This window comes from Nocardioides sp. YJ-D4 (assembly GCF_054031495.1).
Map to the genome: position 1 here is coordinate 3,812,217 of NZ_CM132932.1, position 23,428 is coordinate 3,835,644.

Here is a 23,428-nt window from a genome sequence, read left to right on the forward strand (position 1 = left end):
CTGCCGAGTCGGCGCATCCGACCCCTCTCGCTCGCTTCGCTTCGCGAGACACGGGGTCAGATGCGCCGACTCGGCGCGGGTTTTACGGCAGCTGGAAAACGAAGTGGCAGAGCAGGTAGGTCAGGGCTGCCACGCCGCCGGCTGCGGGGAAGGTGAAGATCCAGGCGGCGACGATGGACTTCGCGATACCCCAGCGGACGGCGGAGAACCGCTTGGTCGCACCGACACCCATGATCGCCGAGGTGATCGTGTGGGTCGTCGAGATCGGGGCCTCCCAGATGTACGCCGTGGAGTAGAGCACCGAGGCGGCGACCGACTCGGCGGCGAAGCCGCGGGACGGGTCCAGGTGGATGATCCGGCGGCCGAGGGTGCGCATGATGCGCCAGCCGCCGGACATGGTGCCGAGGGAGATGGCGGTCGCGGCCGCGGCGATCACCCAGAACGGGAGGTCGTCGTCGGCCGTGAGGAAGCCACCGGTGACCAGGGCGAGGAAGATGACGCCCATCGTCTTCTGGGCGTCCTGGAGGCCGTGGCCGAGCGCCATCGCGGCGGCCGAGATCGTCTGGGCGATCCGGAAGCCCTTCTGTGCCTTGTGCGGGTTGGCGCGGCGGAAGATCCACATGATCGCGAGCATCACGCCGAAGCCGAGGCTGAAGGCGACGACCGGGGACACGAACATCGGGATGACGACCTTCTCCAGCACCGTCATCCAGTTGACGAACGCGCCGGCGGCGATCGCCGAGCCGGCCAGACCGCCGATGAGGGCGTGTGACGAGGACGAGGGAAGACCGAAGTACCAGGTGATCATGTTCCAGGCGATCGCGCCGAGCAGGCCGGCCATCACCACGGTCAGACCATGTGCCCCTGATGGTGGGGTGATCGTGTCGGAGACGGTGTGGGCGACCTTCTGGCCCAGGAACGCGCCGACGAAGTTCATCACCGCCGCGAGCAGGAGGGCGATGCGTGGCGTGAGCGCGCGCGTGGAGACGGAGGTCGCGATGGCGTTGGCGGCGTCGTGGAAGCCGTTGGTGTAGTCGAAGACCAGGGCGACGACGACCACCGCGATGACGATGGCAAGTTCCACGGTGTCAGGATTCCTTGACGGCGATCTGCTCGACGGTGTTCGCGACCTTCTCGAAGCCGTCGATCGCGTCCTCGAGGGACTCGACGATGTCCTTCAGCTTGAGGACCTCCATCGCGTCGTACTCACCGGAGAAGAGCTTGGCGAGGATGCGACGGTGGTTCTTGTCGCCCTGGTTCTCGAGACGGTTGATCTCGATCCAGTACTCGGCGAGCTCCTTCATCGAGCGCAGCTTGGGCATGGCCGCCGCGGTCAGCTCGGCGCAGCGCTGGAGCACGGTGACCTGGTCGGAGAGCTCCGGGGGCAGGATGTTGACGCCGTAGACGAAGATCTGGTCGACAACCTCGTCCATCGAGTCCATCACGTCGTCGAGACCGGAGCCGAGGGCGTAGATGTCCTCGCGGTCGAAGGGCGTGACGAAGGTCGAGTTGACCTTCTTGACGATCTCGTGGGTGGTCTCGTCAGCGGCGTGCTCCGCGTCGCGCATCCGTCGCGCGACGTCCTCGCGATCGGCTGTGTCGCTGAGCATCTCGGCGAGCAGCGAGACACCGCCTACGAGGTGGTTGGCGGACTCGGTGAACAGGTCGTAGAACGACGTGTCGACCGGGCGGATTCGGAAACGCACGGGGGGCTCCTGGCTGGATGAGGCAGACCTGCGGGCTCATGTTAGGCGAGTCCGCTTGACACGACGAAAGCCAGGGCGTGTCTTAGCCCGCCGCGGCACGCCTGCGCTGGCGCTGTCGAGTGATCAACATCGCTTGGAGATGGTTGGCAGCGTGGTTGCGGGTCCAGGTGCCGTCGGGGCCGAGGAGCCAGGCATCCGTGGTCGGTTCGAATGCCAGGTCGAACAGTGCGCCGACCTCGGCCACGAGATCGGGGGTGGGGAGACGTACGAGGGCCTCGACCCGGCGGTCGAGGTTGCGGTGCATCATGTCGGCCGAGCCGATCCAGGCGCTCGGTCCGTCCCCGTCGTCGGCGGTGCCGTTCTCGAACCAGAAGATCCGTGAGTGCTCCAGGAAGCGGCCGAGGATCGAGCGCACCTCGATGGTCTCGCTCAGCCCCTCCACGCCCGGACGGAGCGCGCAGATGCCGCGCACCAGCAGTTGGACCGGCACGCCCGCCTGCGAGGCCAGGTAGAGCGCGTCGATGATGGCCTCGTCGACCACCGAGTTGGCCTTGAGTCGGATCCTCGCCGGCCGCCCCGCCAGATGGTGGGCGATCTCGGCGTGGATCTGCTCGATCAGGCCGTTGCGTACGTTGCCGGGGGCGACCAGGAGCTGTTCGTACGTCGCCTCCCGGCTCCAGCCGGACAGGTTGTTGAACAGGTGGGCGACGTCCTCGCCGATCCCCTCGTTGGTGGTGATCAGCCCCATGTCCTCGTAGAGCCTGGAGGTCTTCGGGTTGTAGTTGCCGGTGCCGATGTGGGTGTAGCGACGGATCGTGCCGTCGGGCTCCTCGCGCACCACCATCGCCAGCTTGCAGTGGGTCTTCAGGCCGACGAGGCCGTAGACCACGTGGCAGCCGGCCTGCTCGAGCTTGCGCGCCCAGCGGATGTTGGCCACCTCGTCGAAGCGCGCCTTGATCTCGACCAGCACCAGCACCTGCTTGCCTGCCTCGGCGGCGTCGATCAGGGCGTCGATGATGGGGGAGTCGCCGGAGGTCCGGTAGAGGGTCTGCTTGATCGCCAGCACCCGCGGGTCGGCCGCGGCCTGCTCGATGAAGCGCTGCACGCTGGTCGCGAACGAGTCGTAGGGGTGCTGCAGGAGTACGTCACCACGACGGGCCGCCTTGAAGACGTCGACCGGCGCGGCGCTCTCGACCGGCGCGAGCGCCGGGTGGGTGCTCGGCACGAAGGCCGGATACTTCAGCTGCTCGCGGTCGATGTCGGCGATGCCGTGCAGCCCACGAAGGTCGAGCGGACCGGGCAGCCGGAAGACCTCCTTGTCGGAGATGCCGAGCTCGGAGACCAGCAGGTCGAGCGTCGAGTCGGTCATCGACTCCTGCACCTCGAGGCGTACGGGAGGGCCGAAGCGCCGCCTGAGCAGCTCCTTCTCCAGCGCGGTGAGGAGATTCTCGGTGTCGTCCTCCTCGACCTCGAGATCCTCGTTTCGGGTGACCCGGAAGGTGTGCACCTCGAGGATCTCCATCCCCGGGAAGAGCTTGGACAGACGCTCGCTCATGACCTCCTCGAGCGGCACGAAGCGGTCGTTGCCCAGCGGCACGAAGCGGCTGAAGATCGGCGGTACCTTCACCCGGGCGAAGTGCTTCTTCTTGGTCTTCGGGTCCCTCAGCCGGACGGCGAGGTTGAGCGAGAGTCCGGAGATGTAGGGGAAGGGGTGGGCCGGGTCCACCGCGAGCGGCGTCAGCACCGGGTAGACCCGCTCCTTGAACAGCTTCTTGCAGGCCTTGACCTCCTCGGGGGTGAGGTCCTCCCAGTGCAGCAGCTGGATGCCCTCCTCGAGCAGCGCCGGCTTGATCTTGCCGCGGAACACCGCGGCATGCCGCTCGGAGAGCTCCCGGGTCGTACGCCAGATCACCTCGAGGACCTCACGCGGCATCAGCCCGGAAGCGGCCTTGACCGCCACCCCCGCCGCGATCCGCCGTTTCAGGCCCGCCACCCGGACCATGAAGAACTCGTCCAGGTTGGAGGTGAAGATCGCCAGGAAACGGACGCGCTCCAGCAGCGGCAGCGTCTCGTCCTCCGCCAGCTCCAGCACCCGCTCGTTGAACCGCAGCCAGGACAGCTCCCGGTCGAGGAATCTGTCCTCGTACTTCTCGACCTCAGCCAGCGCCTCGTGATCGGGGATGTATTCGGGCTCGACGTCGAACGGCTGGTCGGGAACCGCGGTCAGGCTCACGGTGTCCTCGGCCGAGCGGGTGGGGGCCTGCGGGTCGAGACTCATGAGGCCAGTCTTTCATCCGAGCGGGTGTTTGAAACCGTCGATTCCACGGTACGTCTCGCTCTCGCGCAGTAGGTTGCGGCGTCGGGCGACGCCGGAGCCGCCCAGGTTCGACCAGGGAGGTGGACAGATGGTGGACGAGACGTGGAGTACGTACGTCTTCAAGGTCCTGCGGTCCTCTTGGGGGATCTGGATCTCCATCACCGCGAAGGTTCGATACGGCGACCCGGTCGATCGCTCTGCCGATGGTGGCGGCGCGACGACCCTTGAGTTCTCTGGGGCCGCGGCCGGGCTGGCGCTCGATCATGTCGATGCGTTGCGTGCTGGTTGGACGACGGTTGCTGCTGATGTCGTCCGTCGCCACCGCCACGCGGTGCACGTGACGGTTGACGACGTCACCTTCGTCGAGACGGACTTCCAGGTAGAAGGGTTGGCTGTCGCGATGTGTCGATGGGCGGAGAATCAGTTCGGGCTGCGTGCCCGCGAGATCGATGTCGTCTTCGATGCCGAGGAGAACCGCTACCGGTTCACGGCGTTCGCCGGGTTCGGTGGGGTCGAATGACGTCGAGTGACGATTCTCTGGTGGAGCAACTCATCGAGTTCGCGGCCGAGATCAGAATTGGGAGCGGGATCGACTCAGCGGCGCTCGCTGCTCTCCGGGGTGAGATCGAACTCGCATCCCATCGTTGGAGGGCGAATGGCGGAGTCCTGCGCGGCGCGACGGTGGGGGCTTTGCCGTCCCTGTATCGAGCAATGCTCGGGACGACCGGGCCGTATGGCGAGAAGGAGCGACGAGCTATCGAAGACCTCACAGACGATCTGCTGGAGGACCTACTTGCCGCGGTGGGCGTCGGCTGATGGTCACGGGATGTGATCACGTCCTGATCAGCTCGGGGCCGATCGATCTGAAGATCGCGCGCTTCATCTCGGAGTGGGGAGAGCGATGGCCGAACATGACGGTCGAGATCGAAGGGCTCGGCTCGGGGGGCCGCGCGGATGGAGTGCGGATCGCAGGGGCCACTGTGCTTGATGTATCGCCGCTCCGACGCTGGCTCGATTGCGGTTACTGCGCTCGAGGACCCGTACGGTCGCCGTCGGGGTCGATTCGAGCCGTACGATGTCACTCTGGTCGCGGACGGCCTGTACCTGATTACGGTCGTTGCCCCGGACAAGGAGAGCGAGTTCAGCCGCAGCGTGATCGAGGCGATGGTCGATGCGACAGGGGACCGAGGGCGCAGTCGAGCGCGAGCGGGCGAACGAATTTTCGTTCGCCCGGGACTTGGCGGCTTCAGTCGACGTATCTGAGCGGGTAGGCACGTGTACGGCTTGGGGGCGTCATGACGCCTGCTCGCTGTTGGGCGAACACCTTCCGCGATCGGGGCCATCACGGCGAGAAGGTGGTAGAAATCCAGCGACCGCATGCAAGGGCGCCGCTTGGCGGACTCGGGTCGTCTGGCGAACTACCTGTTACACGATGTCCCTACTAGCGGGTAGTTTGGGCGCATGTCGATTCTCGCGCGTGCGTCGTCCCTGATCGATCCGCTGCTGGTGCCGGTGAAGCGGCCCGCGTTCACGGCGGCGTTGAACCTCCCGGCTCCGGTGCAGCGGCGGCTGGTCGGCAAGCCGGTGACGTACGACGGGCAGACGCTCGCGGTGGACACGCAGATCATGCTCGCGCTGATGAAGGTGTCGGGGGAGCCGGACCCGTCGACGCTGCCGATCCCGAAGGGGAGGGTGGCGCTGCTGCGGCAGTCGCAGCTCGGGGGCGGTCGTCAGGAGATCGGGTCGGTACGCGAGCTCTGGGCCGCGGGGCTGAAGGCGCGGCTCTACGTCCCGGAGGGTGCCTCGGGCAACGCGCCGCTGCTGGTCTTCCTGCACGGCGGCGGCTTCATCTTCGGTGACCTCGACAGCCACGACGCTCCCTGCCGGCTGCTGGCCAGCGAGTCCGGCGTCAAGGTGCTCTCGATCGACTACCGGCTGGCTCCAGAGTCACCGTTCCCGGCGGCGTACGACGACTCGGTAGCGGCGTTCCGGTGGGCGGTCGAGCATGCGGCCGAGCTCGGTGCGGACCCGGCCCGGATCGGGGTCGGCGGTGACTCCGCGGGCGGCAACCTGGCCGCCGGGGTCGCGCTCGCCGTCGGTGAGGACTGCGCGTTCCAGCTGCTCATCTACCCGGTGACGCAGTCGGAGGCGAACACCCGCAGCCGCGAGGATCTCAGCGAGGGCTTCTACCTGACCGCCGACTTCATCGCGGCCGCCACGAACAACTACCTGCCCGAGGGCATCGACCGCCGCGATCCGCGCCACGCTCCGCTGTACGCGGAGATCCCGGCGACCGGGATCGCCCCTGCGTACGTCGCGACAGCGGGTTTCGACCCGCTGCGCGATGAGGGCGAGGCGTACGCCGCCAAGCTCGACGAGGCCGGGGTCAAGGTCGTGCACCGGCGCTTCGACGACCAGATCCATGGGTTCCTGAACGTGGTCGGCGCCGGGCGTACGGCACGCGCCGCCGTGCTCGAGATCGCGCACGTCCTGCGCGACAACCTCTGACTTCTCTGGCGTTTCCTGCACTTCTCAGGTGTTGCAACGCCTGAGAAGTGCAGGAATACCCGGTTAACCGGGTATCCCAACAAGCCCGCTCAGCCAGCCATGTCAGGGCGCCAGCGGAGCACCTCGCGCTGGAACGCCTCGGGGTCGACCATCGACTTGTCGACCTGGACCGCACCCGCCTCGTCGGTGTTGAACTCGACGACCCACTCGTCGGCGGCCGGCTCACCCTTGATGGTGATGTCGGTGTGGGTGTCGTAGAGGTCGTAGGTGTGGGTCTGCTCGTCCTTGCGTACGTCGAGCACGCCCTCTTCGGTGACCGTGACGGTGCTCTCGGTCATGAGCGAGCCGTCCTCGGGCCTGAAGGTGCGGACGGTGAGCCGCTTGGTGCCGACCGGCTCGCCCTCCGACTCGTCGGCAGGTGCGTCGTCGGCAGTCGCGGCGGCCTCGGGCACGGAGCTGCCGGCGCCGGGGATCTTGGCACCGGGGAACTTGCCGGACTCGGCGAGCTTGACCGCCGCCAGCCAGCCGCTCGAGCGCTGGGGGAGGGAGTCGCTCGGGGTGTCGGGCAGGTCCGCCGGCTGCGCGGGCGAGCCCTGGGACTGCGACTTGTTGGCCTGCTTCTTGCCGGTCTGCCGCTCGGGCAGCGTCACGGGTGCGGTCGGAGGACCGGCCGTCGGCGCTGCCGGTGAGTCGACCGGCGCGGGGGCGGTGGTCTCGACAGGCTCGACCAACGGAGTGCGCGCGACCGGCGCGAGGGGCTCGACCACGAGCGGCTCGTCAGGAGCGTCGGGGATGGGGAACTGCGCCTCGGGCGGCGACGGGGTCGCGGCGAGGGTGAGCTCCAGGGCCTGCATCGCACGCTTGTTGGTGCTGCCGCCCTTGACCGCGAGCATGACGGCCTCGCGCAGGTCGGCGAGCTGCTTGGCGAGCTGGGCGCTGCGGCGCTCGGCGATCTGCCGGTCCACGATGGCCTGCTCGACCAGCTGGGTGTTGTGCAGGATCGAGGCCTCGACAGCCTGACGGTCGATCGCCTTCTGGCCGGCGACCTCCTCGGCCTCCGCCCGAAGGCGTACGGCCTCGGCGGCCTGCTCCTGGACGTCGGCGAGACGGTTCATCATCTCCGTCATCCGGCGCTCGGCCTCTTCGCGCTCGCGAGCCTGGCCGGTGATGAGCTCGGTCATCGACTCGTGGGCGGTACGCAGCGCGGACTCCGCCGCGCGACGACCCTCGTTGGCCTCGGTAGCGGCGCGCTCGGCGGCGCGGCGACCCTCCAGGGCCTGTACCGCGAGATCGGCGTGCTCGGAGGCGCGCTGGTCGGCCGCCATCCGGGCGAGGTTGGCGGACTCGGCCGCCTGCTCGGCCTGGGAGGCGAGCTCGGTGAGCTGCCGGTAGCGCTCCTCGTTCTCGTTGGCCTCGTGCGCGGCGGCAGCGGCGAACTCGGCGTACTGCTTCGCGCTCTTCTCGGCCTCGAGCCGGGCGTCGTTGGCGGCGTCGGCGGCCTTGAAGGCGCGCAGCGCGGCCTCCTCCGCCTCGGTGCGCGCGGCCAGCGCCTCGGCTGCCACGGCGTACTGGTCGGCCGCCGTGGCCTCGGCCGCGGCACGAGTCATCGCGTGGTCCTCGGCGTTGGCGTCGGCGGCCTTCCGCTCCTCGAAGGCCTCCTTCGCCGCTTCCTCGGCCTCGGCGCGGGCGGTCGCGGCCGCCTCGGCAGCGGCGTAGGCGGCCTCGGCCGCAGCCTCGGCCTCCTTGCGGGCCTGCTCGGCGAGCTCGGCCTGGGTCGCCATCGCGACCGCGGACTCCTCGGCCGTGATGCGCGCGGCGGCAGCCTTCTCGGCCTCGGTCGCCCGGTCGTTGGCGGCCTGCTCGGCGGCCTGGCGCGCGGTGAACGCGGCCAGCGCCTCATCGGCCCGGCCGGCTGCGGCCGCGTCGGCCTCCTCGCGCATCCGCGCGAGCTCCTCGGATCGGGTGTCGGCCGCGGCGCGGGCGGTGTAGGCGGCCTCGGCGGCGGCCTCCGCCTCGCTGCGTGCCTCGTAGGCGGCACGGGCCTCGTCCGCGGCCTTGCGGGCAGCCTTCTCGGCTGCCGCCAGCGCGTCGCGAAGCTCGTCCATCTCCTCGAGCCGGTCCTCGGCGGCTGCCTCCGCGACGCTGCGCGCGGCGTAGGCGGCCTGGGCCAGCTCGGCGTGCTCGGCCGCCTTGGTGTGGGCCTCCGCGGCGGAAGCGGCCGCGGCGGCGGCCTCCTCGGCCTTGGCGCGGGCGGCCTCCTCGGCCTCGGTGCGGGCGGTGGCCTGCTCCTCGGCGACGCGGGCGGCATCGAGAAGGCGGCGCTCGGCCGCCTCCAGCTCCTTGCCCCTCGCGAGGGCGGCCTCCTCGGCCTCGGCGCGCTCCTTGGCACGGGTGTCGGCGAGCTTCTCGGCCTCGACCCGGGCGCGGGCGTACTCCTCGGCTGCCTTCTCCGCGACCTCGCGCGCCTGGTGGGCGTCGGCGGCCAGCTCGGCGTGCAGCTTGGCGGTCTCGTCCGCCTTCGCGCGGGCGGTCGCGTGCTGGGCGGCGGACTCCTCGGCCACCAGCCGCTCGGCCGCCTGCTCGGCGGCCGCCTGTTCGGCTGCGATGCGAAGTGACTCGGCTGCGGCAGCGGCGCGGGCCAACTCCGCAGCGCGCGCCGTCAGGTCCTCGTCGTCACCCGGCTGGGCGGCCGAATCACGGCTCCACCACTTGCCACTGGGGGTCTGCGTGCTCACGAGGGTGAATGCTAACGGCGAAGTAGGCGGTGTGTGGAGTCTCCGACAGGATTAACACGCCTGCTACCTGGAACTACATTGGTGTAGTTCTGGTAAGGGAGGTCTCAGTAGACGAGGGCCTGCACGCCGTCGCGCAGGATCTCCTCCGCGAACACGAACGCGCCCTTGATGATCACGCCGTCGATCAGGTCCTCCTCGGAGAGGTCGCGACGGGACGCGCACTGGCTGCACACGGTGATCTGGCCGGACTCGAGGACCAGTCCGATCAGCTCCTGCAGCGGCGCCGCGTTCTCGAGCTTGAACTCCTCAGCGCGCCCGGGGACCGCGAACCAGGTCGCCTCACCGGTGAGCCAGAGGGACACCTTCGCGCCGGCGGTCGCGGCCGCGGAGGCGACCGTGAAGGCCTGGTTCGTACGCTCGGGCGCCTCGGCGCCCACGGTCACCTTCACCACGAGTTCTTGCATGCCGAGCACACTAGCGCTTGCGTTTCGGGTCGTAGCCGACGTACGGCCTAAACTCGGCGTGTGGCTTTCGAACTTCCGGAGAACCTTCACCCCGATGCCGGTCCCTGTGCGTGGATGCTCGGCACCTGGCAGGGCAACGGACACGGTGACTATCCGACGATCGACAAGTTCGAGTTCGGGCAGGAGCTGATCTTCACCCACGACGGGCGACCGTTCTTCCACTACTTCGCGCGCTCGTGGATCATCGACCCCGAGACCGGCGAGAAGGTGCGCGACGCTGCGCTGGAGACCGGCTTCGTACGCTTCCGCCCCGAGGGCGAGGTCGAGTGGGTGATGACGCACAACACCGGCATCGTCGAGGTCTGGTACGGGAAGGCCGAGGGCGGCAAGCTCGACCTCACCACCGATGCGGTCGCTCGCACGGAGACCGCGAAGGAATACACCGCCGGCAAGCGCCTCTACGGCAACGTCGAGGGCGACCTTCTCTACGCCTTCGACATGGCCGCGATGGGCCAGGCGCTGCAGCCGCACCTGTGGGCGCGGCTCAAGCGCGTCAACAAGTAGTCGCGATGACCGAGGCGGCTGAGGACTGGCGCGAGGCCCTTCGGGCGAAGGGCTATCGACTCACGCCCCAGCGCGAGCTGGTCCTCGGCGCCATCGAGCGGCTGCGCCACGCCACCCCCGAGGAGGTGCTCGCGGTCGTACGCGAGTCGTCCTCGGCGATCAACCTCTCCACCGTCTATCGCAACCTCGAGGTGCTCGAGGAGCTGGGACTGGTGCGCCACGCCCACCTGGGCGAGCGGGCCTCGACCTACCATTCGGTCTCCGGCCGTCCGCATTTTCATGCGGTTTGCAGGAAGTGTCAGAAGGTCACCAGTGTTGACCCCTCAGTGGCCGACGGAATCAGCGAGCGGCTGCGCGAGGAGTACGCCTTCGAGGTGGATGTCGCTCATCTGACTGTCTTCGGGGCGTGCGTCGACTGTTCTTCTGAGGAGCCATGATGACTGCCAGCCCGCTTCTGTCCCTGCCCGGTGCCGTCGCCGGCGATGGTGCTGACGCACCCGTCGCCGCGCACTACGGGTCGTTCAACCTGGAGCAGCGGACGTTGGCCTCCGGCGAGGGATTCGTCGACCTCTCCCACCGTGACGTCCTTCGGATCGCCGGTCCCGACCGGCTGACCTGGCTGCACTCGCTGACCTCGCAGGCCTTCGAGGGGCTGGAGCCCGGGGTCTGGACCTCGGCCCTGATCCTGTCGCCGCAGGGACATGTCGAGCACTTCTTCTCCGGCGTCGACGATGGCTCCTCCTTCCTGGCGTGGACCGAGCCCGGTGCCGGTGAGGCTCTGGTCGCCTATCTGGAGCGGATGAAGTTCTGGTCCGACGTGACCGTGACCGCGGAGCCGTCACAGGCCTCGGTCTGGCGTCCCTCGCAGGGCTACTCGTTCGTCCCGCGCGAGTCCTTGGAGACGTACGCCGCTGCCGCGGGTCCCGCCTGCGGGCTCTGGGCGTTCGAGGCTCTGCGGATCGAGCGCGGTGAGCCGCGGTTCGGCGTCGACACCGACACACGCACGATCCCCAACGAGGTCGGCTGGGTGCCGGGTTCGGAGGAGACCGTCGGCCCGGAGTACGCGGTCCATCTCGACAAGGGCTGCTACCGCGGCCAAGAGACCGTCGCCCGCGTCCACACCCTCGGCCGCCCGCCGCGGCGCCTGGTGCTGCTCCACCTCGACGGCTCGGAGAACCGGCTGCCCGCCGCTGGTTCCGAGCTGGTCTTCGGTGAGAAGACGGTCGGCTTCATCGGCTCATCGGCACGTCACCACGAGCTCGGCCCGATCGCGTTGGGGCTGGTCAAGCGCAACGTACCTGTGGACGCGCAGCTCGTCGTCGACGGGATGCCGGCCTCTCAGGAGGTCCTCGTCGACCCCGAGATCGGCCTCCACATCCGCCCGCTCCGCTGATCGGCCGGGTGGAGCCTGGCGGCGAATGAAAGTTCGTTCGCCCGACTCAGCCGCCTCGCCGACACTTGTGAAGGGTTCGGGGAAACCCAGATAGGGCGTAGGCCGATCTGGGATGCTCCCGCCATGTCTGAGACTGAACCCGGCGCCGCCACGAATCCCGGCGCGGCACCGAGTCGCTCGGGAGATCCCGGATGGGGCCTCCGAGTGATGGCTGGGATACCGCTCGTGATCGCGTGGATCGTTCTCGTACGCGGCCTGTATTTCCTGACCCCATCGAGCGACCCGATGCTGGATCTCGAGGCTGGCCACGGGTTCGCGATGACCGTGGACGTCTACCTTCCGTCCATGATTCTCGGGTGTCTCGTGCTTGTCGGGATACCGCTGTTGTTCCTCAAAGGCATCGGGACCGTCATGGGCATCATCTCCGCCGTCGGCACGGGCCTGTTCGCGGTCTGGGTCGCTCGTTCCGAGCAGCTGCTGGACTACCTGCCCGGGCTGGGTGCGGCGCTGCTGTTCACCGGGGCTCTCAGCGTGATGGCGTTGTTACTGGTCCTCGGCGCGGCCGGGCTGAGCGCTCAGGAGCCAGCGAGCCCGGCGGCCACGGCGTCGAGGGCGAGCGTGGCCAGGAAGTCTCCGGGGATGCCGGGGTAGCCGTGGCTGAGCCCGCGCCACTCGGCCGGGATGGCGGTGGCGCCCCAGCGGGCGCCGAGGAGGCCACCGGCGATGGCGGCGACGGTGTCGGTGTCGTTGCCGATCCGGATCGCGGTGTTGAGGGCCTCGACGTAGTGCTCGGGACCGGCAGCGGGAGTCTGGGCGATCGAGGACCACGCGGCCTGCAGCGCGGTGACGACCCAGCCGTTGGGATTGAAGGTCGCCGGCGGCGCGGTCTCGGCCTCGTCGAGCTTCTCGGTCCAGAAGGTGGCCTCGGCGGGGGAGAGGAGGGTGAGGCCGGAGCGTACGTCGAGCTCGCCGTGCATCACCGCGTGCTCGATCGCCAGGGACCACAGGACGCAACCGGACCGGGCGTGCTCGTCCCAGTGGGTCAGGGCGCTCACCGCGGCGGCGGCCTCGGCGACGGCCGGGCGGTCGCCCAGATAGCGGAGCGGGACGGGCGCAGTCCGCATCAGGGAGCCGTTGCCTCCCGTGTGTCCGGTCGTCTCGTGCAGCTTCTCCGAGACGTGTCGCAGCTGCGCGGCGGTCGGCGCGGGCCCGGCGGTGTCGAGCACCCGGGCGGTCTGGTTGCCGATGTCCTTCGGGTCCGACTCCGCCCACGTCCGGAAGTTGCGGGCGACGGCGGTCAGCCCCTCCTCGGTACGCAGGTCGAGACCGCTCGCGGCGACCTCGAGGATGCACCACGCCATCGTCGTGTCGTCGGTCCACTCCCCGGGCGCGAACGGGCCGAGCCCACCGCCGAGCATCTGCGCCGTCTCGTCCGGGCCGAGCCGAGGGCGGTCGAACTCGTAGTGAGCCCCGAGCGCATCCGCCACCGCGGTTCCGACGATGGCCCCGACGGCCCGGTCACTCTGCGCTTCGGTCAGCTTCACGCGACCGAAGACTAGCCGCGGGTGTACTGGACGTGCGTGTCCGCCGCGGCACGGGTGAAACCGAGGCCTTCGTAGAGGCGTACGGCCGGGGTGTTGTCGCCCTCGACATAGAGATGGATCCGCTCGACGCCGACAGCAGCCAGATGGTTCAGCCCGAGGAGGGTGACCAGCTTGCCGAGGCCGCGACCCTGGGCGGCGGGATCGACCCCGACCACGTAGACCTCGCCCTCGGTATCGCTGTGGCGCTTGGTCCAGTGGAACGCCAGGAGCTTCTCGCCCTCCCACGCGGTGACCAGCCCCGACGCGTCGAACCACGACTCCGCCATCCGCTCCCGCAGCCCGGCCTCGTCCAGCGATCCCTGCTCGGGGTGGTGCGCGAAGGCGGCAGCGTTGACCCGGAGCAGCTCGGACTCGTCGCCGGCCTCGAAGCCGCGTACGACGATCTCGTCAGGAGCCTCCGGAGCGGGCGGCAGACCGGCGACAGGGCGCCGCATCACCCACAGCTCACGGGTGCGGTCCCACCCCTGTGTGGCGGCCAGCCTGGCAGCCGCCGGGTTGTCGCCGTGCGACCACGCCGTCGTCCCGGCGGGAAGCGACGGCGCTCGGAGCAGCAGCTGGCGACCCAGGCCGACGCCGCGATGCTGGGTCAGCACCACCAGCGACAGCTCGGTGCCGATCATCAGCCCGAAGCCGCGTACGTCACCCCAGATCGTGGCGGCCTCCGGACGGTTGCGCAGCGTCAGGAGGGTCGCCTCGTCGAGCGGCGCCACGCCGTCGTACGCCTCGGTCGCCTTCGCGATGGCCAGGACCTGATCGACGGTGAGTGCCATGGGAGCAGCCTAGGCGTCGGCCCCCAGGCGAGGAGACGGGGTCAGCCGGGCGCCGTCGGCGGCGGCATCGTTGTTCTTCGACGGCAGCACGAAGCGGTAGCCGACGTTGCGGACGGTGCCGATGAGGGTCTCGTTCTCCGGGCCGAGCTTGGCGCGCAGGCGACGTACGTGGACGTCGACGGTGCGGGTGCCGCCGAAGTAGTCGTAGCCCCATACCTCCTGCAGCAGCTGCTGGCGGGAGAAGACGCGGCCCGGGTGCTGGGCGAGGAACTTCAGGAGCTCGAACTCCTTGAAGGTCAGGTCGAGCGGGCGGCCGCCGATCTTGGCGGTGTAGGTGGCGTCGTCGACGACGACCTCGCCGGAGCGGATGACGTGGGCCTCGGGGTCGGAGGCCTCGCGGGCCGCCGAGATGCGGCCGATCGCGAGCTTGATCCGGGCCTCGAGCTCGGCCGGGCCGCAGGTGTGCAGCACGACGTCGTCCATGCCCCAGTCGTGGGCGACGACGGCGAGGCCACCCTCGGTCGCGATCAGCAGAACGGGGATGTCGGTGCCGGTGGTGCGGATCAGACGACACAGGTCACGGGCCTGGGCGAGGTCCTGCCGGCCGTCGACGAGCAGCAGGTCGGAGTCCGGCGCCTCGAGAAGCGCGCTACCTTCAGCAGGAAGGATCTTCACCTGGTGGCCAAGGAGCGAGAGCCCGGGAAGGACGTCTGCCGAAGGCTGGAGCGAACTGGTCAACAACAGAAGCGAGCTCATGGGGGGTGCCTCTCGGTCAGAGAAAGAGGAGCACCGAAACGCAACATTGAGCCTCGGTGAGGTGATCGTTGCACCATATTAACGAAACCTCGCGGTGACATAGGAAGGATGTCCACGAGAAAGTGACGAATGTTATAGAGGTCCGCTACTGGGCCGCGGCCAAGTCAGCGGCCGGGACTCCGTCCGACCGGTTCGAGGTGGACGGCCCGTTGACGCTGGCAGAAGTCGTACGCCGCGCCGCGGAGCTGCATGCCGACACCCGCCTTCCGGAGGTCCTGAAGGTCTGCTCGGCACTGATCGGTGACCGCCCGGCGGGTACGGGCGACCCCGGCGGGATCGAGGTCCCACCGGGGTCGACGGTGGAGTTCCTTCCGCCGTTCGCCGGCGGTTAGGTCGCAGAGGGCTGGGGAGCCCGCACCCGGCGACTCACCTGCGTAAGGGCCTGCCGGGGCGGGCAGGCTCACTCAGCTTTCGATCGCGGCCGGCTCCGACCTGGGGCTGGTGGCGATCTGGATCTTGCGCGGCTTGGCCTTCTCGGCGACCGGCACGACCAGGCGCAGCACGCCGGCGTCGTACGCAGCCTCGATGTGGTCGAGGTCGAGGTTGTCGCCGAGCACGAGCTGACGGCTGAAGCTGCCACGGACGCGCTCGTTGGCGAGCATCTGCCAGTCGCCGTTCCTGGCGACCCGCTCGGCCTTGACGGTGAGTACGTTGCGCTCGACATCCAGGTCGATCGTGTCCGGGCTGACGCCGGGAAGGTCGAACTCGATGACGAACCGGTCGCCCTCGCGCCAGGCATCCATGGGCATCACGGCCGGTCGGTTGGTGGTGCCGCCGCCCAGGAGCTGCTGGGTGATGCGATCGAACTCGCGGAACGGATCGGTGCTTCGGATCAGCATGGTTTCCCTCCTCACGGGATCTATATCAGCGGATATACCTTTCATATATCCCATGCGCTAGATGATTTCAAGTCCACGTGTCAGAATTGATGTGTGACCGAGCGAACCAGGGCTGTCTACGCCATCTCGGTGGCGGCCGAGATGGCCGACATGCAGATCCAGAACCTCCGTGTCTACGAGCGGCGCGGGCTGGTCGACCCTGCGCGGACCTCGGGTGGCACCCGGCTCTACTCCCGCGCCGACGTCGAGCGTCTGGTTCGCATCCGTGACCTTCTCGCTGACGGCCTCAACCTCGCCGGCATTGCCCGCGTGCTCGCCCTGGAGGAGGACGTACGCCGCCTGGAGGTGGCCAACGAGAGGCTTCGGCGCGCGGCGAGGGAATGAGTGGAGCGGATTGCCGGTTCAATAGTTCTATGAGCACCGGAGCCTGGATCGCCGTCGTCGCGATTGCCGCCGCCCTCGCCTTCGGCCTGTTCCGGATGCTCAGCGACGGCCGCTTCCGAGGCACGAAGGAGCTCCATGTGACTCACGAGGATCACGCACCCGAGCCGCACGCGTGGGACGCGGTCACCGACGCACTGGGTGAGACCGAGCTCGGTGCGCGCGCGACTCTCGTGCAGTTCTCCAGCGCCTTCTGCGCGCCCTGCCGGGCGACCCGGCGGATCCTCGGCGAGGTCGCCGACATCGTCCCGGGCGTGGTGCACGTCGAGATCGACGCCGAGCACCACCTCGACCTGGTGCGCCGTCTCGACATCATGCGTACGCCGACGACCCTGGTGATCGACGGCTCCGGCAACGAGATCGCACGTGCCTCCGGTGCTCCGCGCAAGGAACAGGTCCTGAGTGCGATTCCTGCCGTGAATCTCGAATCCTGACACGCTCGTCCATATGCCGAGACATTCGTTTCGTGGCCGTCGAGCATCACGCTACTGTCATCGCATGTTCTCGACCATGCTGACCAAGCGCCGCGCAGTGGATCACTGCCGCGTGCGCTCGGCGCTGTGTCGTTCCTGCCGCTGATTCCCTGAGATTTGTCGCGCTGTCGACACCGGGGATCGCTTTCGCCTGTCAGGCTCGTCCTGACGACCTCCCCTCCACTCTCGCAGGAGCACACCTATGTCCGAGACCTCGAGCAAGACGGCGGCACAGACCGGAATCGACCCGCGCGGCCCGCAGTTCACTGCGGCGCTGACCGTTGTCGTCATCCTCCTGGCTCTGCTGCTTCCGCAGCCGTGGGCTCTGGTGGTGACCGCCGTTCAGACGGTGCTCTTCGCGATCGGGGCAGGTCTCGGCGTTCAGCGGACCCCTCACGCCTGGCTCTTCAAGAAGTTCGTACGTCCCCGGCTCGGGGCCCCGGACGAGCTCGAGGACCCGGCACCGCCCCGATTCGCCCAGGGGGTAGGCCTCGCCTTCCTCGTGGTCGCGCTCGTGGGCTACCTCCTCGGCGCCACGCTCGTGGCACAGGTCGCCCTCGGCCTCGCGCTGGTGGCGGCCGTGCTCAATGCCGTCTTCCGGTTCTGCCTCGGCTGCGAGCTCTACCTGCTGATCAGGCGCTTCGCCTGACCCTGAACGCCAGAAACACAACGAAAGGTAACCAATGACCCGCGAGAACTCCCTCGTCTCCGCCCAGTGGGTGGAGGAGCACCTCGATGACCCGAAGGTGGTGCTGATCGAGGTCGACGAAGACACCACCGCCTACGACAAGGGCCACATCAAGGGCGCGATCAAGCTCGATTGGACGACCGACCTGCAGGACCAGGTGCGCCGCGACTTCGTCAACAAGGACCAGTTCTCCGCACTGCTCTCCGAGCGTGGCGTCTCCAACGACGACACCGTGGTGCTCTATGGCGGCAACAACAACTGGTTCGCCGCGTACGCCTTCTGGTACTTCAAGCTCTACGGCCACCAGGACGTCAAGCTCCTCGACGGTGGCCGCAAGAAGTGGGAGCTCGACTCCCGCGAGCTCACCGACGAGACCGTCACCCGTGAGCCGGCCAGCTACACCGCCAAGGACCAGGACCTCTCGATCCGCGCCTTCCGCGACGAGACCGTCGAGGCCATCGGCGTCAAGAACCTGGTCGACGTGCGCTCGCCTGACGAGTTCGCCGGCCGCCTCCTCGCCCCGGCCCACCTCCCGCAGGAGCAGGCCCAGCGCGCCGGTCACATCCCGACCGCGGCCAACGTCCCGTGGTCCAAGGCGGCCAACGACGACGGCACCTTCCGCTCCGACGAGGAGCTCAAGGAGATCTACACCGAGGCCGGCGTCGACTGGAGCAAGGACACCATCGCCTACTGCCGCATCGGCGAGCGCTCCTCGCACACCTGGTTCGTGCTCAAGGAGCTCCTCGGCCAGGAGAACGTGAAGAACTACGACGGCTCGTGGACCGAGTACGGCTCCCTCGTCGGCGTTCCGGTTGTGACCGGCGACGAGCCGGGTGTCGCCTGATGTGCGGCGCGACTGAGGGCGGGCTCTCGCTCGCCGGCGTCGATGTCGCCAAGGAGGCCGTCATCCAGGGTCAGGTGACCCGTGACGGCGAGCCGGTCCACGGTGCGTACGTCCGGCTGCTCGACCGCACCGGCGAGTTCACCGCCGAGGTGCCCACCTCGGCCACCGGCCACTTCCGGTTCTTCGCCGGCAACGGCGAGTGGACCCTGCGTACGCTCGCGCCGAAGGCGGAGCCCGTGGACAAGAAGGTCCACGCCGCCGTCGGCAACGTCGCCGAGGTGACGATCCCGATCGGCTGACGCCGAGAGATCAAGCATCACTGGCCCGTCCTGTTCGCGCAGGGCGGGCCAGTGGCATCTCTCGGGCCGACCCGGAGCTCAGCTCGGGTGCGAGGTCCCGGGCGGAAGCCGTCGATTCAGCGAGAACAGCCGCCCGAGCACGGGCATGAGAACGATGTTCACCGCGTGCAGGAAGCCGATGATGAACAGGATCCCCGCGATGCGCAAGAGCGTATCGCTGAGCTGGTCGGCGGTGATCCCGTCCGACGTGCCGGACCAGTACGACGACCGCTCGAAACGGATCGTGGCGAGGATGTACGCGGTGAAGATCAGGTAGTAGACGATGTCGGTCAGCACGATGTAGCTCTTGCCGGTTCGCGGATTGTCGTGGAAGACGTCGGCAGCGTACGCACGGCCGAACCGTTTGATCAGTGGGCCGAGCCAAAGTGCGAGGCCGATGAGCAGCACGGTGGTCGCGATTTCGAGAGTCCACCAGGGCATGGTTGCCTCCCCGTTCAGTTGACGGATCTTGTTGAGGACGGCCACGGCGGCGACCGCCGCGGTCACGAGTGCGACGAGTGTGGCGATGCGACGACGTCGACGCCGTCGCTCCCGGTCGTCGGCGATGCCGCCGACCACCCGGGCGAAGAGATCGTTCGAGGGCTCCGGTGGGCGTCCCGGGTCGCCCATCGCGTCGCGCAGAAGGTCGTCGAGCCGAGTCATCGGGCATCCTCCAGGACTCTGGCCAAGGTCTTCCGGCCACGTCTCAAGTGCGTCTTCACGGAGTTCTCCGACAAGCCGAGCGTGGAAGCGGTCGCGGCGATACCGAGGTCGTAGTAGTAGTGCAGGGTGAGGCACTCGCGCTGTCGCATGGGCAGCTCGCGCAGTGCGGCGATCACCTCGGCCCGATCCGCCCGGTCGCCCGCCAGTTCCTCGGTCGATGGCTCGTCGGGTTCGGCGGGCGGTCGGTGGCGAAATGACACGAACCCGCGGCGGTTGTGGTCGCGCGCCAGGTTGATGACGGTCCGCCGTAGGTACGCCGTCGCCTTGCTCGGGTCCCGTAGCCGGTGGACGTGCCTGGCCAGCCGGATGAAAGCCTCCTGGACGAGGTCCTCCGCCGCGGTCTTGTCGTCGACGTACCACCGTGCCATGTGCACCAGAGCCGCTCCCTCGCTCGTGAAAAGCGCCCCGAGAAGCCCGTTGTCGGCGTCCTCGCCGGCGACGGCATCTACGTCCATGGCACTCGTCCCCATCACTCTCGTTGACGAGTGAGACGGGAACGGGGGTGACAGCCCCCGAGCAGGAAAAGAAACTCCTTCGACCGGTCACCCTCCGGGCCCGGCACAGACGTCTTCGAAGCGATTCTACGAATTCGTCTCGGTCTGAGGAGGGGACCAATGTCTTACATGTACGACCCCAGCATCGCCCAGGATCTAGCGGCGGAGCACCGTGACCGCGAGATCGTCGCCCGCCAGGCTCGGCACCGCGTCCAGATCGCTAGGCAGGCTCGCCGACAGGCGAGGCTCGCCGAGCAGATCGCACATCAGGCGACTCTCTGCGAACAGAACGCGGGGCAGGCCGTGGAGTGGCTTCCGAAGCCTACGCGTCAGCACACCGACAGCGTCTTCGTCCTGGTGAGGCGAGTCGGCGACTTCATCCGCAACGCCGTCGGACACAGCGGGAGGACTCCAGGTGTCCAGGCGCACTGAGCTCGGCCGCTCGGTACTCCTCTATGCCGGTCTCGGTGTCGGCTGGGCAGTCCTCGCCCGCCTCTTCATGGCCTGCTTCACCGACGACCCCTCGTTCACCCTCGAGGGAACGGGCCTGATCGTCGCTCTGGCCCTGCTCGGGTTCCTCGGTCTGGGAGCGGTCCGAGGCGCTCGCCTCTCGGGCCGTACGCGCTGGTGGCGGCTCGCGCCGGTGCCAGGGCTGCTGCTCTTCAACAGTCTGGGATTCCTCTTCCTCCCATGCGTAGTCGCCGGAGTCATCGTCGGGCGCTCCCGCAGGGCATGGATCCAGATGTTGCTGGCGATGGTCGGGGTGTCTGGGTCGGTTGCCCCGATCCTTTTCCTACTTCTCTCGGGAGGAACGACGGACAATCCGCCGGTTCCGACGCTGGTCACTGGCGTGGTCCTCTACGCCGCCTGCGGACTGGCACTCGTCGCCGCCTTCCGCGAGTGGTCGCGCCCTTGGCCGGCCCGAACTCTCGATGAAGGAGATCTTGCGGTCAAAGCGCCATTTGACGATAGGTTGTCCTCATGTCAGGACTGCTTGTGACCGTGGCGCCGACCGGGGCGGAAACCGCGAAGGAAGACTGCCCGCAGCTGCCGACGACGCTCGAGGAGCTGGTGGCGACGGCCGTCGAGTGCGAGGAGGCGGGGGCGCGGATGATCCACGTCCACATCCGCGACGACGACCATGCGCCGACGCTCGACCTGGGACGGCTCACCGAGACGGTCGATGCGCTCCACGAGAAGACCGAGCTGATCGTGCAGCTCTCCACCGGCGGCTCGGTCCACGACCCGCTGGACAAGCGGCTGAAGGTGCTCGACGCCGGGCCGGACTCGTGCTCGCTGACGATGGGCACGACGAACTTCGGCGACGACGTCTTCTCCAACCCGTGGCCGTTCATCACCGAGCTCTACCAGCTCACCCAGGAGCGCGGCGTGGTGCCGGAGTTCGAGCTCTTCGACCTGGGCCACGTCGCCGCGCTGCAGCGGCTGCTGGGGAAGTACGGGTTGCCCGCCGGCGGCAAGGTCCACGTCGACTTCGTCATGGGCGTGCCCGGTGGCATGCCCGGCACCTCGGCCGCGCTGGTCGCCGGCGTCGCCGCTCTGCCGGACGAGGTGACCTCGTGGTCGGCCACCGGCATCGGCCGCTCGACCCTCCCGGTCATGCTCACCTCGCTGGCCATGGGCGGGCATCTGCGGGTGGGGATGGAGGACGTGCTCACCCTCGCCAAGGGCGTTCCGGTCGACGCCAACCGCCAGCTCGTCGAGCGAGCCGTCGAGGCAGCTGCGGTCGCGCAGCGTGAGCCGATGAGCAGCGACGAGGCCTGGGCGCTCCTCGGCCTCAAGCGCTAGGCGCTCCTGCCTGTAAAGGTTCCACCGAGTCGGCTCGTCATGACGAGCCGACTCGGCCTTGGTTGTGGTCAGGTCGAGCCGAGTCGGCGGTGAGGTAGCGGTCGATCGTCGGGCCTACCCAGGCGACGATCTCCTCGGGGTCCATCTCGACGATGGGCGGGAGGTGGAGTACGTAGCGGCCCAGCGCGATGCCGAGGAGCTGGGTGGCGACGAGGGCCGCCCGGCGGGCGGCCTGGGCCGGGTCGGGGCACAGGGGAGCGACGGCGGCGGCGACCTGGGTGGCGAAGATGCTCCGCATCTGCTCCGCGGCCTGAGGGTCCGAGGCTGCTCGGCGGAGCAGGGCCATCAGGGTGCCCTCGGAGTCCCAGGTGCGTACGAAATGGGCGGTCATCACGCGGCCGACCTCGCCCTCCGGAGTCGCGGAGAGGTCGGGGAGGGCCAGGTCGATCGAGGCGGCGACCTTGAAGAGCTCCTCCTTGTTGCCGAAGTAGCGCATCACCATCGACGGGTCGATCTGCGCCGCTGAGGCGATCGAGCGGATGGTGGTGCGGTCGTATCCCTGCTGCGCGAAGTGCTCGCGAGCGACGGCGAGGATGCGCTCGCGGGTCTCGGCTCCGGATCGGCGGGTCTCGGTCATGCCAACAATTGTAGGCCAACAGCCGTTGACGTCAATGGCGGCAGTGCACTAACTTGGTCAACATCAGTTGGCCAACACGTGTTGACCTTCCCGTCAGAGCAAGGAGAGCATCATGTCCACCATCACCACTGATGTGCTCGTCGTCGGCGCCGGCCCCACCGGGCTGGCGGTGGCGGCCAAGCTGGCCGCGGCCGGCATCGACGTCACCGTCATCGACAACCAGGCCTCCGGAGACAACACCTCTCGGGCCGCGGTCGTCCACGCCCGCACTCTGGAGGTCCTCGCCGATCTCGGCGTCTCCGCGCGCCTGGTCAAGGAAGGCATCGAGGCGCCGCGCTTCACCATCCGTGACCGCGACAAGGTCCTGGTGCCGATCCGCTTCGACGACCTCCCCAGCGACTTCCCCTATGCACTGATGGTCTCCCAGGCGGTCACCGAACGGGTCCTCCTCGATCGCCTCACCGAGCTCGGCGGTCACGTACGTCGGCCGCTCACCCTCGTCGACCTCGTCCAGGACGACGCCGGCGTCACCGCCACCACCGAGGACGGCACCGAGATCCGGGCGCGCTACCTCGTCGGCGCCGACGGCATGCACTCCATCGTGCGCGACAAGGCCGGGATCGGCTTCCCGGGAGGGAAGTACGCCGAGTCCTTCAGCCTCGCCGACGTACGCGTCGAGGGCGACCTGCCCCACGACGAGGTCATCCTCTACTTCTCGCCCGAGGGCACCCTGGTCTCAGCGCCGCTGCCCGACGGCTCGTTCCGGTTCGTCGCGCCGGTGCCCGAGGCACCGGAGAACCCCGACGTCGACTACGTCCAGGCCCTCCTCGACCAGCGAGGCAGCATCAAGAGCCCGGTCAAGGTCACCGAGGTGATCTGGGGTTCGCGCTTCCGGGTCCATCACCGCGTGGCCGACGCCTACCGTGCGGGCCGCGTACTGATCGCCGGCGACGCCGCTCACGTCCACAGCCCCGCCGGCGGCCAGGGCATGAACACCGGTATCCAGGACGCCGTCGTGCTCGGCGACGCCCTCGTCGCGACCATCGCCCACGGCGACGAAGCCGCGCTCGACACCTACGCTGCTCGGCGCCGGCCCGTCGCCGAGGAGGTCATCGAGCTCTCCGACCGCCTGACCCGGTTCGGCATCGCGCAGGGGGTCCGGCGGAGCGTACGGAACCTGGTGCTGTCGACTCTCGCGCGGCTCCCGCGCGTCCGCCGGATGCTGGCCTGGCGCCTGTCCGGTCTGGTCTACCGCGACCGCTGAGCGC

The 23,428-nt window shown here is 68.7% G+C and carries 29 protein-coding genes; 17 read left to right on the forward strand and 12 right to left on the reverse strand.

Features of this window, described 5'->3' with window-relative positions:
* Window positions 1–82: 82 nt before the first annotated feature.
* The 3 genes from ACW14X_RS18205 to ACW14X_RS18215 form a co-directional block, all read right to left on the reverse strand.
* On the reverse strand, window positions 83–1,084 hold the full coding sequence (locus tag ACW14X_RS18205; protein ID WP_160026752.1) for an inorganic phosphate transporter: 1,002 nt from the start codon (window positions 1,082–1,084) through the stop codon (window positions 83–85).
* Between the two features lie 4 nt (window positions 1,085–1,088).
* The gene (locus ACW14X_RS18210) at window positions 1,089–1,706 is read right to left on the reverse strand and encodes a DUF47 family protein (protein ID WP_160026753.1); all 618 of its coding nucleotides are present in this window, start codon (window positions 1,704–1,706) and stop codon (window positions 1,089–1,091) included.
* 82 nt (window positions 1,707–1,788) lie between these two features.
* A complete protein-coding gene (locus ACW14X_RS18215; protein WP_457162886.1) occupies window positions 1,789–3,984 on the reverse strand; it encodes an RNA degradosome polyphosphate kinase in 2,196 nt (731 codons plus the stop codon).
* A gap of 127 nt (window positions 3,985–4,111) precedes the next feature.
* Here ACW14X_RS18215 and ACW14X_RS18220 point away from each other — a divergent pair, with 127 nt between their 5' ends.
* The 3 genes from ACW14X_RS18220 to ACW14X_RS18230 all read left to right on the forward strand — a co-directional run bounded on the left by ACW14X_RS18220 (window position 4,112) and on the right by ACW14X_RS18230 (window position 6,531).
* Entirely contained in the window at window positions 4,112–4,543 is a 432-nt protein-coding gene (locus ACW14X_RS18220; protein ID WP_457162887.1) for a hypothetical protein, read from the forward strand.
* 20 nt (window positions 4,544–4,563) lie between these two features.
* Window positions 4,564–4,839: a hypothetical protein gene (locus ACW14X_RS18225; protein WP_457162888.1), complete on the forward strand. Its 276-nt coding sequence runs from the start codon at window positions 4,564–4,566 to the stop codon at window positions 4,837–4,839.
* Window positions 4,840–5,484: 645 nt separating this feature from the next.
* Window positions 5,485–6,531 carry an alpha/beta hydrolase gene (locus ACW14X_RS18230; protein WP_457162889.1) on the forward strand — a complete coding sequence of 349 codons (1,047 nt, stop codon included), beginning with the start codon at window positions 5,485–5,487 and terminating at the stop codon, window positions 6,529–6,531.
* An 89-nt stretch (window positions 6,532–6,620) separates the two neighbouring features.
* Here ACW14X_RS18230 and ACW14X_RS18235 read toward each other — a convergent pair whose 3' ends face one another.
* Entirely contained in the window at window positions 6,621–9,266 is a 2,646-nt protein-coding gene (locus ACW14X_RS18235; RefSeq protein ID WP_160026758.1) for a hypothetical protein, read from the reverse strand.
* 104 nt (window positions 9,267–9,370) lie between these two features.
* Window positions 9,371–9,730: a DsrE family protein gene (locus ACW14X_RS18240; RefSeq protein ID WP_350842075.1), complete on the reverse strand. Its 360-nt coding sequence runs from the start codon at window positions 9,728–9,730 to the stop codon at window positions 9,371–9,373.
* A gap of 60 nt (window positions 9,731–9,790) precedes the next feature.
* On the opposite strand from ACW14X_RS18240, the gene ACW14X_RS18245 reads away from it, so the two are divergent.
* From ACW14X_RS18245 to ACW14X_RS18260, 4 genes are all read left to right on the forward strand, one after another.
* Window positions 9,791–10,294 carry an FABP family protein gene (locus tag ACW14X_RS18245; RefSeq protein ID WP_091045857.1) on the forward strand — a complete coding sequence of 168 codons (504 nt, stop codon included), beginning with the start codon at window positions 9,791–9,793 and terminating at the stop codon, window positions 10,292–10,294.
* Window positions 10,295–10,299: 5 nt separating this feature from the next.
* Entirely contained in the window at window positions 10,300–10,731 is a 432-nt protein-coding gene (locus tag ACW14X_RS18250) for a Fur family transcriptional regulator (protein ID WP_160026760.1), read from the forward strand.
* Complete coding sequence (gene ygfZ / locus ACW14X_RS18255; protein WP_457162890.1) at window positions 10,728–11,687, forward strand: CAF17-like 4Fe-4S cluster assembly/insertion protein YgfZ; 960 nt, start codon at window positions 10,728–10,730, stop codon at window positions 11,685–11,687. The genes ACW14X_RS18250 and ygfZ overlap by 4 nt, the downstream gene beginning before the upstream one ends.
* Before the next feature lie 225 nt (window positions 11,688–11,912).
* Window positions 11,913–12,338, forward strand: a complete 426-nt coding sequence (locus ACW14X_RS18260; RefSeq protein ID WP_457162891.1) for a hypothetical protein — start codon at window positions 11,913–11,915, stop codon at window positions 12,336–12,338.
* Here ACW14X_RS18260 and ACW14X_RS18265 read toward each other — a convergent pair.
* From ACW14X_RS18265 to ACW14X_RS18275, 3 genes are read right to left on the reverse strand one after another with little or no spacing between them, the layout of a single operon-like run.
* Window positions 12,263–13,231 (reverse strand): ADP-ribosylglycohydrolase family protein, encoded by a 969-nt coding sequence (locus ACW14X_RS18265; RefSeq protein ID WP_457162892.1) that lies wholly within the window; start codon window positions 13,229–13,231, stop codon window positions 12,263–12,265. The genes ACW14X_RS18260 and ACW14X_RS18265 overlap by 76 nt on opposite strands.
* 11 nt (window positions 13,232–13,242) lie before the next feature.
* Entirely contained in the window at window positions 13,243–14,061 is an 819-nt protein-coding gene (gene mshD / locus ACW14X_RS18270; RefSeq protein ID WP_457162893.1) for a mycothiol synthase, read from the reverse strand.
* Between the two features lie 9 nt (window positions 14,062–14,070).
* Window positions 14,071–14,817 (reverse strand): response regulator transcription factor, encoded by a 747-nt coding sequence (locus ACW14X_RS18275; RefSeq protein WP_457162894.1) that lies wholly within the window; start codon window positions 14,815–14,817, stop codon window positions 14,071–14,073.
* Window positions 14,818–14,939: 122 nt separating this feature from the next.
* Between ACW14X_RS18275 and ACW14X_RS18280 the strand changes: the two genes are divergently transcribed.
* A complete protein-coding gene (locus ACW14X_RS18280) occupies window positions 14,940–15,209 on the forward strand; it encodes a MoaD/ThiS family protein (protein ID WP_160026766.1) in 270 nt (89 codons plus the stop codon).
* A gap of 72 nt (window positions 15,210–15,281) precedes the next feature.
* On the opposite strand, the gene ACW14X_RS18285 is transcribed toward ACW14X_RS18280, so the two are convergent.
* Window positions 15,282–15,716, reverse strand: coding sequence for an Hsp20 family protein (locus ACW14X_RS18285; RefSeq protein WP_160026767.1), 435 nt, complete (start codon window positions 15,714–15,716; stop codon window positions 15,282–15,284).
* Between the two features lie 93 nt (window positions 15,717–15,809).
* Here ACW14X_RS18285 and ACW14X_RS18290 point away from each other — a divergent pair, with 93 nt between their 5' ends.
* From ACW14X_RS18290 to ACW14X_RS18310, 5 genes are all read left to right on the forward strand, one after another.
* On the forward strand, window positions 15,810–16,100 hold the full coding sequence (locus tag ACW14X_RS18290; protein WP_160026768.1) for a MerR family transcriptional regulator: 291 nt from the start codon (window positions 15,810–15,812) through the stop codon (window positions 16,098–16,100).
* Window positions 16,101–16,129: 29 nt separating this feature from the next.
* Window positions 16,130–16,591, forward strand: a complete 462-nt coding sequence (locus ACW14X_RS18295; RefSeq protein ID WP_201451213.1) for a thioredoxin family protein — start codon at window positions 16,130–16,132, stop codon at window positions 16,589–16,591.
* Between the two features lie 241 nt (window positions 16,592–16,832).
* The gene (locus ACW14X_RS18300) at window positions 16,833–17,279 is read left to right on the forward strand and encodes a DUF4395 domain-containing protein (protein WP_160026770.1); all 447 of its coding nucleotides are present in this window, start codon (window positions 16,833–16,835) and stop codon (window positions 17,277–17,279) included.
* A gap of 34 nt (window positions 17,280–17,313) precedes the next feature.
* The gene (locus tag ACW14X_RS18305) at window positions 17,314–18,162 is read left to right on the forward strand and encodes a sulfurtransferase (protein ID WP_160026771.1); all 849 of its coding nucleotides are present in this window, start codon (window positions 17,314–17,316) and stop codon (window positions 18,160–18,162) included.
* Window positions 18,162–18,461 carry a DUF1416 domain-containing protein gene (locus tag ACW14X_RS18310; RefSeq protein ID WP_160026772.1) on the forward strand — a complete coding sequence of 100 codons (300 nt, stop codon included), beginning with the start codon at window positions 18,162–18,164 and terminating at the stop codon, window positions 18,459–18,461. The genes ACW14X_RS18305 and ACW14X_RS18310 overlap by 1 nt, the downstream gene beginning before the upstream one ends.
* Before the next feature lie 78 nt (window positions 18,462–18,539).
* On the opposite strand, the gene ACW14X_RS18315 is transcribed toward ACW14X_RS18310, so the two are convergent.
* Together ACW14X_RS18315 and ACW14X_RS18320 are read right to left on the reverse strand one after the other, a co-directional pair.
* Window positions 18,540–19,163, reverse strand: coding sequence for a hypothetical protein (locus ACW14X_RS18315; protein ID WP_457162895.1), 624 nt, complete (start codon window positions 19,161–19,163; stop codon window positions 18,540–18,542).
* Window positions 19,160–19,678 carry an RNA polymerase sigma factor gene (locus ACW14X_RS18320; protein ID WP_457162896.1) on the reverse strand — a complete coding sequence of 173 codons (519 nt, stop codon included), beginning with the start codon at window positions 19,676–19,678 and terminating at the stop codon, window positions 19,160–19,162. Before ACW14X_RS18320 ends, ACW14X_RS18315 begins: the two co-directional genes overlap by 4 nt.
* Window positions 19,679–19,837: 159 nt before the next feature.
* On the opposite strand from ACW14X_RS18320, the gene ACW14X_RS18325 reads away from it, so the two are divergent.
* From ACW14X_RS18325 to ACW14X_RS18335, 3 genes are read left to right on the forward strand one after another with little or no spacing between them, the layout of a single operon-like run.
* A complete protein-coding gene (locus tag ACW14X_RS18325; protein WP_350842086.1) occupies window positions 19,838–20,149 on the forward strand; it encodes a hypothetical protein in 312 nt (103 codons plus the stop codon).
* Complete coding sequence (locus tag ACW14X_RS18330) at window positions 20,133–20,717, forward strand: hypothetical protein (protein WP_457162897.1); 585 nt, start codon at window positions 20,133–20,135, stop codon at window positions 20,715–20,717. The genes ACW14X_RS18325 and ACW14X_RS18330 overlap by 17 nt, the downstream gene beginning before the upstream one ends.
* Window positions 20,699–21,523, forward strand: a complete 825-nt coding sequence (locus tag ACW14X_RS18335) for a 3-keto-5-aminohexanoate cleavage protein (protein ID WP_457162898.1) — start codon at window positions 20,699–20,701, stop codon at window positions 21,521–21,523. The genes ACW14X_RS18330 and ACW14X_RS18335 overlap by 19 nt, the downstream gene beginning before the upstream one ends.
* A gap of 37 nt (window positions 21,524–21,560) precedes the next feature.
* On the opposite strand, the gene ACW14X_RS18340 is transcribed toward ACW14X_RS18335, so the two are convergent.
* Window positions 21,561–22,160, reverse strand: a complete 600-nt coding sequence (locus tag ACW14X_RS18340) for a TetR/AcrR family transcriptional regulator (RefSeq protein ID WP_457162899.1) — start codon at window positions 22,158–22,160, stop codon at window positions 21,561–21,563.
* Between the two features lie 112 nt (window positions 22,161–22,272).
* Here ACW14X_RS18340 and ACW14X_RS18345 point away from each other — a divergent pair, with 112 nt between their 5' ends.
* Window positions 22,273–23,424, forward strand: a complete 1,152-nt coding sequence (locus tag ACW14X_RS18345) for an FAD-dependent oxidoreductase (protein ID WP_457162900.1) — start codon at window positions 22,273–22,275, stop codon at window positions 23,422–23,424.
* Window positions 23,425–23,428: the final 4 nt, after the last annotated feature.

Bases quoted from the DNA above. Each gene is read 5' to 3' on its own strand.
- ACW14X_RS18315 (WP_457162895.1), bottom strand. From the start codon at position 19,163: ATGACTCGGCTCGACGACCTTCTGCGCGACGCGATGGGCGACCCGGGA.
- ACW14X_RS18320 (WP_457162896.1), bottom strand. From the start codon at position 19,678: ATGGACGTAGATGCCGTCGCCGGCGAGGACGCCGACAACGGGCTTCTC.
- ACW14X_RS18295 (WP_201451213.1), top strand. From the start codon at position 16,130: ATGAGCACCGGAGCCTGGATCGCCGTCGTCGCGATTGCCGCCGCCCTC.
- ACW14X_RS18340 (WP_457162899.1), bottom strand. From the start codon at position 22,160: ATGACCGAGACCCGCCGATCCGGAGCCGAGACCCGCGAGCGCATCCTC.
- ACW14X_RS18250 (WP_160026760.1), top strand. From the start codon at position 10,300: ATGACCGAGGCGGCTGAGGACTGGCGCGAGGCCCTTCGGGCGAAGGGC.
- ACW14X_RS18240 (WP_350842075.1), bottom strand. From the start codon at position 9,730: ATGCAAGAACTCGTGGTGAAGGTGACCGTGGGCGCCGAGGCGCCCGAG.
- ACW14X_RS18215 (WP_457162886.1), bottom strand. From the start codon at position 3,984: ATGAGTCTCGACCCGCAGGCCCCCACCCGCTCGGCCGAGGACACCGTG.
- ACW14X_RS18310 (WP_160026772.1), top strand. From the start codon at position 18,162: ATGTGCGGCGCGACTGAGGGCGGGCTCTCGCTCGCCGGCGTCGATGTC.
- ACW14X_RS18220 (WP_457162887.1), top strand. From the start codon at position 4,112: ATGGTGGACGAGACGTGGAGTACGTACGTCTTCAAGGTCCTGCGGTCC.
- ACW14X_RS18335 (WP_457162898.1), top strand. From the start codon at position 20,699: ATGTCAGGACTGCTTGTGACCGTGGCGCCGACCGGGGCGGAAACCGCG.
- ygfZ (WP_457162890.1), top strand. From the start codon at position 10,728: ATGATGACTGCCAGCCCGCTTCTGTCCCTGCCCGGTGCCGTCGCCGGC.
- ACW14X_RS18300 (WP_160026770.1), top strand. From the start codon at position 16,833: ATGTCCGAGACCTCGAGCAAGACGGCGGCACAGACCGGAATCGACCCG.
- ACW14X_RS18345 (WP_457162900.1), top strand. From the start codon at position 22,273: ATGTCCACCATCACCACTGATGTGCTCGTCGTCGGCGCCGGCCCCACC.
- ACW14X_RS18230 (WP_457162889.1), top strand. From the start codon at position 5,485: ATGTCGATTCTCGCGCGTGCGTCGTCCCTGATCGATCCGCTGCTGGTG.
- ACW14X_RS18275 (WP_457162894.1), bottom strand. From the start codon at position 14,817: ATGAGCTCGCTTCTGTTGTTGACCAGTTCGCTCCAGCCTTCGGCAGAC.
- ACW14X_RS18285 (WP_160026767.1), bottom strand. From the start codon at position 15,716: ATGCTGATCCGAAGCACCGATCCGTTCCGCGAGTTCGATCGCATCACC.
- ACW14X_RS18325 (WP_350842086.1), top strand. From the start codon at position 19,838: ATGTCTTACATGTACGACCCCAGCATCGCCCAGGATCTAGCGGCGGAG.
- mshD (WP_457162893.1), bottom strand. From the start codon at position 14,061: ATGGCACTCACCGTCGATCAGGTCCTGGCCATCGCGAAGGCGACCGAG.
- ACW14X_RS18305 (WP_160026771.1), top strand. From the start codon at position 17,314: ATGACCCGCGAGAACTCCCTCGTCTCCGCCCAGTGGGTGGAGGAGCAC.